This window comes from Delftia sp. DS1230 (genome assembly GCF_040112715.1).
GTDB classification, from domain to species: domain Bacteria; phylum Pseudomonadota; class Gammaproteobacteria; order Burkholderiales; family Burkholderiaceae_C; genus Comamonas; species Comamonas tsuruhatensis.
On sequence record NZ_CP157763.1, the window covers coordinates 3,906,222 to 3,920,383 of the forward strand.

The 14,162-nt window shown below is 66.9% G+C and carries 13 protein-coding genes; 4 read left to right on the top strand and 9 right to left on the bottom strand.

Annotated features, from left to right (window positions below; genetic code table 11):
- Positions 1 to 13 precede the first annotated feature (13 nt).
- Together AAN986_RS17565 and AAN986_RS17570 are read left to right on the top strand one after the other, a co-directional pair.
- Entirely contained in the window at positions 14 to 547 is a 534-nt protein-coding gene (locus AAN986_RS17565) for a sigma-70 family RNA polymerase sigma factor (RefSeq protein WP_016448872.1), read from the top strand.
- Between the two features lie 10 nt (positions 548 to 557).
- Positions 558 to 1,397: an anti-sigma factor gene (locus AAN986_RS17570; protein ID WP_047217238.1), complete on the top strand. Its 840-nt coding sequence runs from the start codon at positions 558 to 560 to the stop codon at positions 1,395 to 1,397.
- Between the two features lie 15 nt (positions 1,398 to 1,412).
- Here the strand turns inward: AAN986_RS17570 and AAN986_RS17575 are convergent, their stop codons facing one another.
- Positions 1,413 to 2,108, bottom strand: a complete 696-nt coding sequence (locus tag AAN986_RS17575) for a hypothetical protein (RefSeq protein ID WP_047217237.1) — start codon at positions 2,106 to 2,108, stop codon at positions 1,413 to 1,415.
- 156 nt (positions 2,109 to 2,264) lie between these two features.
- Between AAN986_RS17575 and AAN986_RS17580 the strand changes: the two genes are divergently transcribed.
- Positions 2,265 to 2,930, top strand: a complete 666-nt coding sequence (locus AAN986_RS17580) for a TetR/AcrR family transcriptional regulator (protein WP_016448875.1) — start codon at positions 2,265 to 2,267, stop codon at positions 2,928 to 2,930.
- A gap of 75 nt (positions 2,931 to 3,005) precedes the next feature.
- On the opposite strand, the gene AAN986_RS17585 is transcribed toward AAN986_RS17580, so the two are convergent.
- The 4 genes from AAN986_RS17585 to AAN986_RS17600 form a co-directional block, all read right to left on the bottom strand.
- Entirely contained in the window at positions 3,006 to 4,097 is a 1,092-nt protein-coding gene (locus tag AAN986_RS17585) for an enoyl-CoA hydratase/isomerase family protein (protein ID WP_349335425.1), read from the bottom strand.
- A gap of 153 nt (positions 4,098 to 4,250) precedes the next feature.
- Positions 4,251 to 5,264, bottom strand: coding sequence for a tripartite tricarboxylate transporter substrate binding protein (locus AAN986_RS17590; protein WP_047217236.1), 1,014 nt, complete (start codon positions 5,262 to 5,264; stop codon positions 4,251 to 4,253).
- 42 nt (positions 5,265 to 5,306) lie between these two features.
- The gene (locus AAN986_RS17595; RefSeq protein ID WP_047217235.1) at positions 5,307 to 5,804 is read right to left on the bottom strand and encodes a MaoC family dehydratase; all 498 of its coding nucleotides are present in this window, start codon (positions 5,802 to 5,804) and stop codon (positions 5,307 to 5,309) included.
- 1 nt (position 5,805) lies between these two features.
- Positions 5,806 to 7,002: a CoA transferase gene (locus AAN986_RS17600; protein WP_047217234.1), complete on the bottom strand. Its 1,197-nt coding sequence runs from the start codon at positions 7,000 to 7,002 to the stop codon at positions 5,806 to 5,808.
- 83 nt (positions 7,003 to 7,085) lie between these two features.
- On the opposite strand from AAN986_RS17600, the gene AAN986_RS17605 reads away from it, so the two are divergent.
- Positions 7,086 to 7,976: a LysR family transcriptional regulator gene (locus tag AAN986_RS17605; RefSeq protein ID WP_047217233.1), complete on the top strand. Its 891-nt coding sequence runs from the start codon at positions 7,086 to 7,088 to the stop codon at positions 7,974 to 7,976.
- Positions 7,977 to 8,099: 123 nt separating this feature from the next.
- Here the strand turns inward: AAN986_RS17605 and typA are convergent, their stop codons facing one another.
- Genes typA through infB form a run of 4 tightly spaced genes read right to left on the bottom strand, consistent with a single transcriptional unit; the run spans position 8,100 to position 14,156 of the window.
- On the bottom strand, positions 8,100 to 9,929 hold the full coding sequence (typA, locus tag AAN986_RS17610; protein WP_026062109.1) for a translational GTPase TypA: 1,830 nt from the start codon (positions 9,927 to 9,929) through the stop codon (positions 8,100 to 8,102).
- Positions 9,930 to 9,952: 23 nt separating this feature from the next.
- Positions 9,953 to 10,918, bottom strand: a complete 966-nt coding sequence (gene truB / locus AAN986_RS17615) for a tRNA pseudouridine(55) synthase TruB (protein ID WP_047217232.1) — start codon at positions 10,916 to 10,918, stop codon at positions 9,953 to 9,955.
- 4 nt (positions 10,919 to 10,922) lie between these two features.
- On the bottom strand, positions 10,923 to 11,294 hold the full coding sequence (rbfA, locus tag AAN986_RS17620; RefSeq protein ID WP_016448883.1) for a 30S ribosome-binding factor RbfA: 372 nt from the start codon (positions 11,292 to 11,294) through the stop codon (positions 10,923 to 10,925).
- Positions 11,295 to 11,300: 6 nt separating this feature from the next.
- Complete coding sequence (gene infB / locus AAN986_RS17625; protein WP_016448884.1) at positions 11,301 to 14,156, bottom strand: translation initiation factor IF-2; 2,856 nt, start codon at positions 14,154 to 14,156, stop codon at positions 11,301 to 11,303.
- Positions 14,157 to 14,162: the final 6 nt, after the last annotated feature.

A 14,162-nucleotide genomic window follows, 5' to 3' on the forward strand; every position in this document is an offset into this window, starting at 1 on the left:
TTCGGACCTGCCCATGGACCGCAGCCAGATCCTGGAGCACCTGCCCGGCCTGCGCCGCTACGCGCGGCTGCTGGCAGGCGATGCCTGGGCAGCCGACGACCTGGTGCAGGACACGCTGGAACGCGCCTGCCGCAAATGGCTGCTGTGGCGCTCCGATGGCGATCTGCGCGCCTGGCTGTTCACCCTGATGCACAACCTCTACCTGAACCAGCGGCGCTCTGCCGCACGAGGGCAGTGGCTGGACATCGACAGCCTGTCCGAGTCCCTGGCAGCGCCCGAGGACAGCAGCGACGCTGCCCTGGACCTGGAGCGCTGCCTGCAGCGCCTGCCCGCCGAGCAGCGGGCCGTGCTGCTGCTGGTCAGCGTGGAGGACATGAGCTATGCCGACACGGCGCGCGTGCTGCAGCTGCCCCTGGGCACCGTGATGTCGCGCCTGTCGCGCGCACGCTCCCGGTTGCGCGAGCTGATGGAGGCACCGCCCGCAGCTTCGCCCGCCCAGACTGCTGCACCCCAAGCCGCAGCCCCGTCGCTGCGCCGGCTCAAATGACGAGGCCGCCATGACTGCCCCCGCCCCCACCTCCCCCTCCTCCTCCTGTGTCTCGGCTGCCACGGCCATCCCCGACGAGCAGCTGCATGCCCTGGTCGATGACCGCCTGCCGGCCCCACAGGCACAGGCGCTGCGCGAGCAACTGGATGCAGACAGCGCAGCACGCGTGGAGCAATGGCAGCGCCAGCGGCAGCTGCTGCGCGCCCTGCACAGCGCCCGCAGCGAACCGCCCATGCCCGATGAAATGCGCGCCGCCGCCGAGCAGCTGCAGGGCCTGCAACAGCGCCAGCAGCAATGGTGGCGCTGGGGCGGCATGGCCGCAGGCTGGCTGCTGGCCTTCGGCCTGGGCTGGCTGGTGCACGGGCAGCAGGCAGCGCCTGCGGCACCCTCAACGGCGGACACGCTGGCCGCTGCCGCACCTGCCCGCTTCGCCCATCAGGCAGCAGTCGCCCACGCGGTCTACCAGCCCGAGCAGCGCCACCCGGTCGAGGTCGAGGCAGCGCAACAGGCCCATTTGCTGCAATGGCTTTCCAAGCGCCTGGGCCGGCCGCTGAAGCTGCCAGCCCTCACGGAACTGGGCTATGAGCTGGTGGGCGGCCGGCTGCTGCCCGGCGACAGCGGCGCACGCGCCCAGTTCATGTACCAGGATGCGGCCGGCGAGCGCATCACCCTGTATCTGGGCGCGCTGGAGGACCCGGCCACGCGTGGCGAGACCGCCTTTCGCTTCAGCAGCGACGGCCCCGTGCCCAGCTTCTACTGGGTGGACCAGGGCTTTGGCTATGCCCTCAGCGGCGCCCTGCCGCGCAACCGACTGCTGCAGCTGGCCACGGCCGTGCACCAGCAGCTTTGAAGCCTGGGGCCACGGCTACCAGGGCAGCGGCGCCGCCTCGCCGTTGCCATGTTCGCCGTAGTACAGCGAGGGCAGAAAGCGCGACAGGTAGGTGAACTCCGTGTAGCAGTGGCGCAGCAGGCCCAGGCCCAGCGCGTCGGGCAGCTCGGCCGCCGGGTCCGTGCAGGACTGCCCCAGCAGGAAGCGGCTGCGCAGCACGCAGCCAAAGGGCGTATCGCGCGCCAGGTGCACCATCTGCCCGTCCATCGGGTCCCCGCTGGCATCCAGCTGCACATGCTCGCCGAAGCCGATACGCGCATACACGGCGGCCGAGGCGCGTTTTTCGGCAAAGGCCAGCTCCAGTTGCGCAGGGTCGAACAGCTCGCGCGGATCATGGAACTTGAGCTTGGCCGCCACGGGCGGAATATCGGCCAGGGACTCCACGGCCTCGATGGAAGCGCCTATGTAGCTCTCGCCCTTCTTCCATTGCGCATCCCAGCCGCGATGTGCGATGTGGTCATGCGGATGCCACCACTTGATGTGCTGCGTGGTCTCGAAGAACTTGAACCACCAGTCCAGCATGCGGCCGCTGCAGCCGTGCAGGTCGGTGCGGCAGGCCACCACCAGACAGCCGCTGGGCAGGCGCTGGATTCCCGTCTCCAGCCGCAGCGGCGTGATGTGCAGCAGCTCGTCGATGCGGGAAATGTCGGGCTCGAAGGCATGGGAGTTCATGGGTGTTTTCCGTTCCTGGGTTGATGAGGAAAAGCCATCTTATATTAAAGAAACGAACAACGTTTCCAAACAATCGGATAATCCCAGCCGGGTAACAAAATGCTGCACAACCAGGCACGACCCTGCACAACACCGAACGGAACGACAAGAAATCCAATGGAATCCGAAATCACTCCTGCGGCCCCCAGGCCGCGCGGGCGGCCGGCCCGGCCCGAGCACGAGGCCAACGATGCCGCCCTGGCCGCCGCCACCTGGCTCTTGCTCAACGAAGGCTATGCCGCCACCACCATGGAAGCCGTGGCCAAGCGCGCGGGGCTGGCCAAGAAGACGCTCTACCGCTTTGCCGCCAACCGCGAGGATCTGGTGGCCCTGGTGGTGCGCAGCTGGACCGACGGTTTCCGCCCCGCCCTGTCGGCCGATGCGCAGTCGGCCTCAGAGGTGGCTCCGGCGCTGGCCGAGATCCTGCGCGTGATTGCCGCGCGCGTGCTGTCGGCCGAGGCGGTGGGGATGTTCCGCCTGCTCACCACCGATTTCCCCGCCAAGCCCGAGTTGCTGGAGGTCTACCAGCGCAACGGCATAGAGCGCGGCCGCGGCATGCTGGTGGACTGGCTGCGGCGCCAGTGCGCGAAGGGGTTGCTCAGGGCAGAGCAGCCCGATGTCATCTGCGACCTGTTGCTGTCCATGGCCATTGCCGAGCCGCTGCGGCAGATGGCCCTGGGCCTGACGCCGCCCGTGCCCGAATGGGATCCGGGCCCGCGCATTGACGACGCGGTACGGCTGCTGGCAGGCCATTCCTGCCGCATGGAGCCCGCTGATTGCTGAACCGAAAAAAAGGCCATCCGGCGCGGTGCCGGATAGCCTTTTGAACCCTTGGAGGTTTGAGCAACCGCCGCGCGATCAGTCCAGCGCCGCCAGCGGGTGCGAGTGCACGGGCCAGGGGCTGTCGAAGAAGGCACGCCATTGCGCGTCCTGCACGTCTTCGATGCGTGCGGGGTTCCAGCGCGGTTGGTGGTCCTTGTCCACGGCCAGGGCGCGAATGCCTTCGATGGTCTCGCTCTGGCCGGGGCGCAGGTAAAAGCAGTGGCGCACCATGTCGCGCTCCATGCGCAGGTCCTGGGCCAGTGTCATGCCGCGTGCGCGGCGAATCTGCTCCAGCACCACGTGCAGCATCAGCGGCGAGCGCTTGCGCAGCGTGGCTGCCGTGTGCTGCGCCCACTCGCCATCCGCCGCTTCCAGTGCCTGCACCATGGCAGCCACCGTGGGCAGGGCAAACACGCGGTCGATCTCGGCGCGGGGCTGGGCCGCTGGCTTGGCCGGGGCCGTGAACTTCGACTTCACCAGCGCCTCGACGGCCGCTGCATCGGCAAAGCTGTCGGCGGCCAGGGCATCCCACAGCGCAGGCTGCTGGTCCGAGGGCAGATAGCCATCGGCCAGGCCGAAGTCCAGCGCGTCGGCCGCGCCGATCACGTCGCCCGTCAGCGCCAGCCACTCACCCGCGTGACCGGGGCAGCGCGATAGGAAGTAGCCGCCACCCACATCGGGGAACAGGCCGATGGCCGTCTCGGGCATGGCCATCTTGGTACGCTCGGTGACGATGCGCAGCGTGCCGCCCTGGCTGATGCCCATGCCGCCGCCCATGACGATGCCGTCCATGAAGGCGATGTAGGGCTTGCCGAAGGTGTGGATCAGGTGGTTGAGCGCGTACTCCTCGGTGAAGAAGTCCTCCAGCTGGGGATTGCCCGTGCTGCCTGCGCCGTGCAGAAAACGGATGTCGCCGCCCGCGCAGAAGGCGCCGAAGGCCCCTTCCTTGCCCATGCCGCGGATGGCCACGGCCAGCACCTGATCGTCCTTTTGCCAGGCCAGCAGGGTGGCCAGCAGATCGCGCACCATGCCCAGCGACAGCGCGTTCAGCGCCTTGGCCCGGTTCAAGGTGATCATGCCAATGCGGCCCCGCACTTCGCTGAGGACTTCGCCGGCAGCTCCCGTCATATCTTGCTCCTTGTTGCTATGCATGCCCTGCCCCGGCAGCCCGGGGCGATGAGCCGCAACCATAGCTGAAAATCCGCGCCCACCCCTGACAAACAGGTGCCAATTTGCGCAAGTGCACGACAGGGCGGGCAGCCGCCGCGCACCGCAGCGCACTCAGTCCAGAGAGACGCCCGTGCTCTTGACCACGCCGGCCCAGCGCTTGATCTCGCTGCGGATGTAGGCGCCGTATTCCTCGGGCGAGGAGCCCAGGCCTTCGGCGCCCTGCAGCTGCAGCTTCTCGACCACGCCCGGGTCCTTGAGCGCGCGCATCAGCTCCTGGTTGAGCCGCTGGATGATGGCGGCTGGCGTCTTAGCGGGCACCATCACGCCCTGCCAGGCCCCGGCCTCGAAGCCGGACATGCCGCTTTCGGCCAGCGTGGGTGCGTCGGGGAAGTTGGGCAGGCGCTTGGAGGAACTCACGGCCAGCAGCTTGAGCCGTCCCTCTTTGATGAAGGGTGCGACGGAGTTGATGGTGTCGGTCATGAAGTCGATCTGCCCGGCCACCAGATCCACGTCGGCCGGCGCGCTGCCCTTGTAGGGCACGTGGCTGGCCTCGATCTGGTAGTGCTGCACGACCTGGAAGGCCGCCAGGTGCGTGACATTGCCGTTGCCGGCCGAACCATAGGACAGCTGGCCCGCCTTGTCCCTGGCATGGCGCACGAACTCCTGCACGTTCTTCACTGGCAGCTTGGGGTTGACCACCAGGCCCAGCGGCACCACGGCCGTCAGCGCCACGGGCATCAGGTCCTTGTTCACGTCGTAGCTCATCTTCTTGTAGAGCGACGGGCTCAGCGCAATCGACGAAGTGTTGTAGAGCACGGTGTAGCCATCGGGCGCGGCCTTGGCCACCAGGGCGTTGCCGATGTTGCCGTTGGCGCCGGGCCGGTTGTCCACGATCACGGTCTGGCCCAGTTGCTGCCCCACCTGCTGGGCCAGCACGCGCGCCACCAGGTCGGTGGGCCCGCCCGGCGGGAAAGGCACGACCAGCGTGATGGGCTTGCTGGGCCAGGGCTGCTGGGCCAGGGCCGCTCCCGGCACTGCCGCTGCGGCTGCCATGCAGGCCGCCACGGCGGCCAGCATCCTGCGCCGCCCTTGTCTGCCTGCGGCCTTGTTGCCTTTCTTGTCCATGCTGTTGTCTCCTGGTGTCGTTATGGGAATTCTTTTGTCCGCCTAGCTGTGCCCTGCCAGCAGGCGCACGGCCGTGTACTCCATGACCTTGTGGTGGCCCTGGTTGAAGACCTCGATGCGCGAGGTGACGACGGCGCGGTTGCCCTTGGAGGTGGGCTTGATGGCGGTGACTTCGACCAGGGCTTCGATGGTGTCGCCCACCAGCACGGGGCCGAGGATCTTCTGGTGCAGCTCCAGCATGGCCAGGCCCGTGCCCTGGATCATGCTTTGCAGGATGAAGCCTTCGATCAGCGTATAGGTCAGCGCGCCCGGTACGGGACGGCCTGCGATGGCGCCGCCGTCATAGCCGTCCTCGATGAAGATGGCCTCCAGCATGCCGGTGACGTTGATGAAGGCGACCAGGTCGGATTCGGTCACGGTGCGGCGGAAGGTGCGCAGCTGCTGGCCAACCTGCAGGTCCTGCCAGAAAAAGCCCTGGCCCATGCGGGGCACGGCGTTCCAGGCGGCGCCAGGGTGGGGCTGCGGGGTGTTCACTGTCATCTCATGTCTCCTGTTGCGTGGTCTGCAGGCCGGCGATGCGCTCGGCGCTCCAGCCCGCCTGGGCCAGCAGCGCCGCCGTGTGCTCACCCAGGCGCGGGGGCATGCCCATGGGCGCCTGCCGGCCATCCATGCGCACGGAGGAGCGAGGCAGGTGCACCGTGCCCATGGCGGCGTCGTGCAGCGGCACGAAGAACTCCGTGGCCTGCAGGTGTGGATCGGCAGGCAGATCGTCCATGCGTGCCACCGGGGCGGCAGGAATCTCCAGGCGCTGGCAGGTGTCCAGCCAGTGCTGGGTGCCGTGCAGGGCCACATGCTCGCCTGCGGTCTCCAGCAGCTCGGCAATGTGGGCCGTGCGGCTGGCCTGGCTGGCAAAGCGCGCATCCAGGGCCAGCTGCGGCTGGCCCACGGCGGCGAAGAAGCGCTGCCAGTGCGCATCGGTGTACGGCATCATGCAGACGTGGCCGTCCAGCGTTCGGTAGGGCTTGCGCCAGGGCGCCATCACGCGCGGGTAGCCTGCGCCGCTGAGCGCGGGGCTGAAGTGCATGCCGTAGAAATGCTCGACCAGGTTGAAGCCCACCATGGTCTCGTACATGGGCACTTCGACAAAGCAGCCGTGGCCGCTGCGCTCGCGCTGGAACAGCGCCGCCAGCACGGCATGCGCGGCCACCAGGGCGCAGGTCTTGTCGGCCGCGATGGTGGGCAGGTAGCGCGCCTCGCCCGTCTGGCGCTCCATCAGGTCGGCCAGGCCGCTCATGCCCTGGATGACGTCGTCGTAGGCGGGCATGCCCGCATAGGGGCCGTCCTCGCCAAAGCCATGCAGGCCAGCGTAGACCAGGCGCGGATAGCGCTCGCGCAGCGTGTCGGGGTCCAGGCCCAGCGGGGCCAGCTTCTGCGGGCGCATGCTGTGCATGAACACATCGGCCGTGGCCAGCAGCGCATGCAGGGCCTGGCGCGCCTCGTCCTGCTTGAGATCGAGCACCACGCTCTTCTTGCTGCGGTTGGTGCCCATGAACATGGCCGCCATGCCGGGCTCCACGGCAGGGCCGGTGTGGCGCGTGGAGTCGCCGGCCGGCGGCTCGATCTTGATGACTTCGGCGCCATAGTCGGCCAGCACCTGGCTGGCCAGCGGCCCGAACACCACGCTGGACAGATCCAGCACCCGAATCCCTGTCAACGCAGCCTGCACTGTGGTCTCCATGTTGCTTCAGGGAGCCAGTATTTGATATCTTTGAAGTCGCGTCTAAGACTTAATTCAGCATCGCTGATACACGGTGGATATCAATGGACCTGCGCCAACTGCGTCACTTCGTCACCCTGGCCCGCACGCTCAACTACCGGCAGGCGGCCGAGCAGCTGCACATGTCGCAGCCGCCGCTGTCCCAATCCATCCGCCGGCTCGAAGACAGCCTGGGCGTGCAGCTGTTCCAGCGCGACCGCCGGGGCACGGAGCTGACCGAGGCAGGCCGGGCGGCCCTGGAAAGTGCCGAGCTGGCACTGCACCATGCGCGCCAGGTGCAGGAGGTCTCGCAGGCCACGGCCAGCGGCGAGCGCGGCCGGCTGCACATAGGCTTCATAGGCTCGGCCACGTTCTCGCTGATTCCACGGCTGGTGCAGGCCTTTCGCAGCGAATATCCGCTGATCGACCTGGTGCTGACCGAATCGACCACGCGCGAGATCTGCGCGCAGGTGGCCAGCGGCGATTTCGATGCCGGCCTGCTGCGCTACCCGGTGACGCAGGCCACCGAGCTGTCCATCACGCCCGTGGAAAAGGACGAACTGGTGGCCGTGCTGCCCGAAGGCAACCCGCTGCTGCAGCGGCCCGCCTTGCGGCTGCGGGATCTGGCCGACCAGCCCTTCGTCAACTACCGCCCCAGCGAAGTGCCCGGCCTGCATGCGCTGGTGGTGCTGGCCTGCCAGAACGCGGGCTTCATGCCCCAGGTCAAGCAGCATGCGGTGCAGGCCCAGACCCTGGTCAGCCTGGTGGGCGCGGGCCTGGGCGTGGCCCTGGTGCCGGCCGTCGTGGCCAAGGGCAGCACGCCGGGCGTGGTGTTCCGCACGCTGCAAGACGCCGGGACCCTGCCCTCCATCGGCCTGGCCCTGGCGCTCAACCCGCAGCAAAGCGCAGCGGCCGGCCAGCGCCTGCGCGAATTGCTGCTGCGGCTGAACGCCTGACGGACGGCCTGGCGGACGGCGTGGCAGAAGCCGCCGCAGAAAAGACAAAGGCCGCGGATGCGGCCTTTGACAATCAGGGCGACGAAGCCGGCTGGCTTGCGCGCGCCCTCGGCGCCACGGCGCTTATGCGCCTGCGCGCGAAGCGCGCTTGCGCTCGTTCTCGGACAGGTGGCGCTTGCGCACGCGGATGCTCTTGGGGGTGATTTCCACCAGCTCGTCGTCCTCGATGAATTCCACCGCGTATTCCAGCGACAGGTCGATCGGGGGCGTGATCTTGATGGCATCTTCCTTGCCGGACACGCGGAAGTTGGTCAGCTGCTTGGTACGCGTGGCGTTGACCACCAGGTCGTTGTCACGGCTGTGGATGCCGATGATCATGCCTTCGTACACGGGATCGTTGGCCTTGACGAACATGCGGCCACGGTCGTCCAGCTTGCCCAGGGCGTAGGTGAAGATTTCGCCTTCGTCCATGGAGATCAGCACACCGTTCTTGCGGCCGCCGATTTCGCCCTTGTGCGGCTCGTAGCTGTCGAAGATGTTGGAGATCAGGCCGGAACCACGGGTCAGGTTCAGGAATTCGTTGGTGAAGCCGATCAGGCCACGCGCAGGAATGCGGTATTCCAGGCGCACGCGGCCGCGGCCATCGGGTTCCATGTTGACCAGCTCGCCCTTGCGCTCGCCCAGGGCCTGCATCACGCCACCCTGGTGGCCTTCCTCAATGTCGGCCGTCACCAGCTCGATGGGCTCGTGGCGCACGCCGTCCACGTCGCGGTAGACCACGCGGGGCTTGGACACGGCCAGCTCGTAGCCTTCACGGCGCATTTCTTCCAGCAGGATGGTCAGGTGCAGTTCGCCGCGGCCCGACACTTCGAAGATGCCGTCTTCGTCGGTTTCCTTGACACGCAGGGCCACGTTGGAACGCAGTTCCTTTTGCAGGCGGTCCCAGATCTGGCGGCTGGTCACGAACTTGCCTTCACGGCCCGCCAGCGGCGAGGTGTTGACGCAGAAGTTCATGGTCAGCGTGGGCTCGTCGATCTTGAGCATCGGCAGCGGCCGGGGGTTCAGCGGGTCGGTCAGCGTGACGCCCATGCCCAGGTCGGCGATACCGTTGACCAGCACGATGTCGCTGGGGCCGGCTTCGGTCACCTGCACGCGGTCGATGCCCTGGAACTTCAGCACCTGGTTGATGCGGCCCTTGTAGCTCTTGCCGTCAGGACCTTCCATGACCAGCACGTCGGTCGAAGGCTTGAGCGTGCCGGAAGTGATGCGGCCCACGCCGATGCGGCCCACGAAGGTGGAGTAGTCCAGCGCCGAGATCTGCATTTGCAGCGGAGCGGCGGGATCGCCCTTGACCGAAGGCACGTGCTTCAGGATGGTGTCGAACAGGGCCGACATGTCGGGGCCCCACTGCTCGCCCGGAGCGCCTTCTTCCAGCGAGGTCCAGCCGTTGATGCCCGAGGCGTACACCACGGGGAAGTCCAGCTGCTCGTCGGTGGCACCCAGCTTGTCGAACAGGTCGAACGCGGCGTTGACCACGTAGTCGGGACGCGCGCCGGGCTTGTCCACCTTGTTGACCACGAGGATGGGCTTCAGGCCCAGGGCCAGCGCCTTCTTGGTCACGAAGCGCGTCTGGGGCATGGGGCCTTCCTGCGCGTCGATCAGCAGCACCACGCCGTCGACCATGGACAGGGCACGCTCCACTTCACCGCCGAAGTCCGCGTGGCCGGGTGTGTCGAGGATGTTGATGTGCGTGTCGTTCCAGCTCACGGCGCAGTTCTTGGCCAGGATGGTGATGCCACGCTCGCGTTCGATGGCGTTGTTGTCCATCACCGTGTCCACGACTTTCTCGTGCTCGGCGAAGGTTCCGGATTGACGCAGCAGCTGGTCCACCATGGTGGTTTTGCCGTGGTCCACGTGGGCGATGATCGCGATATTGCGGATTTGTTTGCTCATAGTGTTTTCCCATTGCCGCTGCGTCATGGGCGCGGCGTGTCTTCCAAAATCTGTTGAATTTCCAGTGAACTGAGCAGGCGGGCGGGGATGAGTTCCCCACGCACCACGCGCCCCACCCCCAGCAGAGCCTGGGGGTTTTCGCCATACACAGCCACCGCCTCGGCATCGGCCCAAGCGCCCTTGCGGGGCAGGCCCGTGAGAAAACGGGCCGCATCTTGCTCGCCCAGCGTGACAGCCGTGTGGCTGGCCAGCAAGGCATCGACAGGCTGCAACTGCTGCAGACGCTCGTCCTCGCCCATGGCGGCCAGCGCCTCCAGCGAGATACAGCGCTCGACACCCAGCCCGCCGGTGTCGATACGGCGCAGCGCGCGCAGGTGCGCGCCGCAGCCCAGGGCCTCTCCCACGTCCTCCGCCAGCGTGCGGATATAGGTGCCCTTGCTGCAGGTCACCAGCATCCGGATCGCCGGCTGGCCTTGGCTGTCTTGCGTCAGCGAAAGCTCCAGTGCGTGGATTGTCACTTCGCGCGCCGGACGCTCGACTTCGATGCCGGCACGCGCATATTCATAAAGAGCCTTGCCGTCCTTCTTGAGCGCGCTGTACATGGGCGGCACCTGGCGGATGGAGCCCGTGAACTGCGCCTGCACGGCGGCAAGCCGCTCGGCCGTGAGGGCGGCGGGATCGATGGCGCGCTCGCGCAGCACCTCGCCCTCCGCATCGGCCGTGGTCGTGGTCTGACCCAGGCGCGCAATCGCCTCGTAGGTCTTGGCAGCTTCGAGCTGCAACTGGCTGAACTTGGTCGCCGCACCGAAGCACAGCGGCAGCACGCCGGTGGCCAACGGGTCCAGCGTGCCGGTGTGTCCGGCCTTTTCGGCGCGCAGCAACCACTTGACCTTCTGCAAGGCGTCGTTGCTGGACAGCTCCAGCGGTTTGTCGAGCAGCAACACCCCATGCACAGGGCGCCGCTGCACCCTTGTGCGTGGCGCGTTCATGGGGCTACTCTTCCTTCCCGCGCGAGGAGACGGCCTTGGCGATCAAGGCGTTCATGTCGGCCGCACGCTCGGTGGTGCGGTCGTAGATGAAGTGCAGCGTGGGCACGGTATGGATGTGCAGGCGCTTGAACAGGCCGTTGCGCAGGAAGCCTGCGGCCTGGTTCAGGGCGTCCTGCGTCTCCTGCGGATCGCCGATCAGCAGGCTGAAGTAGACCTTGGCGTGGGCATAGTCCGGAGTCACCTCCACGCTTTGCAGCGTCACCATGCCCACGCGCGGGTCCTTCAACTCGCGTGCGATCAGCTCCGCCAGATCCCGCTGGATCTGGTCGGAGACTTTGAAGCTGCGGTTCGGCGCAGCGGACTTGCGTGTTGCCATGTCGAATTACAGCGAGCGCGCGATTTCCTTGATCTCGAACACTTCGAGCACGTCGCCTTCGCGAATGTCGTTGTAGTTCTTGAGCTTGATACCGCACTCGAAGCCTTCCTTGACTTCCTTGACGTCGTCCTTCAGGCGCTTGAGCGATTCGATCTCGCCCGTGTAGATGACCACGTTCTCGCGCAGCAGGCGGAAATGCGCATTGCGCGTAACCTGGCCTTGCGTGATGTACGAGCCAGCCACGGTGCCGATCTTCGACGCCACGAACACGGTACGGATCTCGGCCATGCCGATGATCTCTTCCTTGCGCTCGGGAGCCAGCATGCCGGACATCGCTGCCTTCACCTCTTCGACGGCGTCGTAGATGATGTTGTAGTAGCGCAGGTCCACATCGTTGCTCTCGGCCGTCTTGCGCGCCTGGGCATCGGCCCGGACGTTAAAGCCGATGATGATGGCCTTGGAGGCCAGCGCCAGGTTCACGTCGGACTCGCTGATGCCGCCCACGCCCGAGTAGACCAGCTGCACGCGGATCTCTTCGGTGGAGAGCTTGAGCAGCGATGCGCCCAGTGCTTCCTGCGAGCCCTGCATGTCGGCCTTGACGATGATGGGCAGGGTCTGGACCTCGCCCGCACCCATTTCGGCGAACATGTTCTCGAGCTTGGCAGCCTGCTGGCGAGCCAGCTTGGTGTTGCGGAACTTGCCGGCGCGGTAGGTCGCGATTTCGCGAGCGCGGCGCTCGTCCTGCAGCACCATGAAGTCGTCGCCGGCCTGGGGCACGTCGGACAGACCCTGGATTTCCACCGGGATGGAGGGGCCAGCGGACTTGGTCTGCTTGCCGTCTTCGTCCAGCATGGCGCGCACGCGGCCGTAGGTCTGGCCTGCCAGCACCACGTCGCCCACCTTCAGCGTGCCGGACTGCACCAGCACCGTGGCCACGGGGCCGCGGCCCTTGTCCAGCTGCGCTTCGATGACCAGACCCTTGGCAGCGGCTTCCACGGGAGCGGTCAGCTCCAGCACTTCGGCCTGCAGCAGGACCTGTTCCAGCAGCTCGTCGATGCCCTGGCCGGTCTTGGACGACACGGCGATGAACGGGGACTCGCCGCCGTACTCTTCAGGCACCACCTGCTCGGCCACCAGGCCTTGCTTGACGCGGTCGAGGTTGGCATCGGGCTTGTCGGCCTTGGTGATGGCAACCACGATGGGCACACCCGCCGCCTTCGCGTGCTTGATGGCTTCCTTGGTCTGGGGCATCACGCCGTCGTCGGCAGCGCACACCAGGATGACGATGTCGGTGGCCTGTGCACCACGGGCACGCATGGCCGTGAAGGCCTCGTGGCCCGGGGTGTCCAGGAAGGTGACGATGCCGCGGGGCGTCGTCACATGGTAGGCACCGATGTGCTGGGTGATGCCGCCGGCTTCGCCCGACGCAACCTTGGTGCGGCGGATGTAGTCCAGCAGCGAGGTCTTGCCGTGGTCCACGTGGCCCATGACGGTGACCACGGGGGCGCGCGACTCCTGGGCAGCTTCCTGCTGGGACACTTCCTCGGCCGTGAAGGCTTCGGGATCGTCCAGCGCAGCGACCTTGGCGGTGTGGCCCATTTCCTCGACCACGATCATGGCCGTGTCCTGGTCCAGGGGCTGGTTGATGGTGACCATCTGGCCCATCTTCATCAGCACCTTGATCAGCTCGGATGCCTTGACCGACATCTTGTGCGCCAGCTCGGCCACGGTGATGGTCTCGGGCACGTGCACTTCGATGGCGCGGAATTCCGTTGCCGCGCTCTGGTGCTGTCCGTCATTGCGGTCATTGCCACGACGCCCGCCACGCGGGCCGCCGCGCCAGTTGGAACGGCCGCCCACGCCACCGGAGCTGTCGCCACGGGTCTTGATTTCCTTCTTCTTGCCATCGCCGGCCCAGCTCGAGGAGAGCTTGGCGGACTTGACTTCCTTGCCGGCGCCGGCAGGCGCGCGCGCACCGGCTCCGCCGGCGGTCGTGCCAGCGGGCTTGTGCAGCGTGGTCTTCTTGGCATCGGCGGCAGCAGGCGCTGCAGGCTTTGCCACGGGCTTGGGCTCTTCGGGCTTCTTGGCCACGAGCACCTTCTTGGGCGCGGCCATCATGGCGCGAATGGCTTCGGCTTCGGCCAGCGCCTTGCGGCGGCGGTCTTCCAGATCCTTGGCGCGTTCGGCTTCCTCGGCCGCACGGGCCTTGGACTCTTCCTCGGCCTTGGCGCGTGCCGCGAGCTGGGCTTCGGCGCGCGCTATCTGGCCGGCAGCCTGCTCGCGCGAGGCTTCCTGCTTAGCGCGGTTGGCCTCGACAATCTTTGCGGCTTCGGCAGCCGCATAGGCGGCTGCGCGCTCTTCGGCTTCGCGCTCGCGCTGTTGGACTAGCTCGCGCTCTTCGCGCTCACGGCGTTGCTGTGCCAATTCTTCCTCCTCCCGGCCGATCATTTCGGCCTGGCGACGTGCTTCCCCTTCGCGGCGCACCAATTCCTGAGATTCGCGCTCCGACGCCGCGCGCTGCTCCTGGGCAGCCGCAACGGCAGCGGGGTCGGAGGCGCCTTCGGCGGCCTCGTCGCGCTTGACGAAGGTGCGCTTCTTGCGCACTTCCACCTGGATGGTGCGGGCGCGGCCCGACGAATCGGCCTGCTTGATCTCGCTGGTGGACCGTTTGGTCAGCGTGATCTTCTTGGCGCCACTTCCGTGGCTGGCCTGCAGATGGCTGAGCAGTTGCTGCTTGTCGCCGTCGGTCAACGCATCCGATGCGTTGTCCTTGGCGACGCCTGCAGCCTTGAGCTGCTGCAGCAACGTGTCAGGGGTCTTGTTGAGCTCTTTTGCAAACTCGGCAACCGTATTACTGGACATAAATGC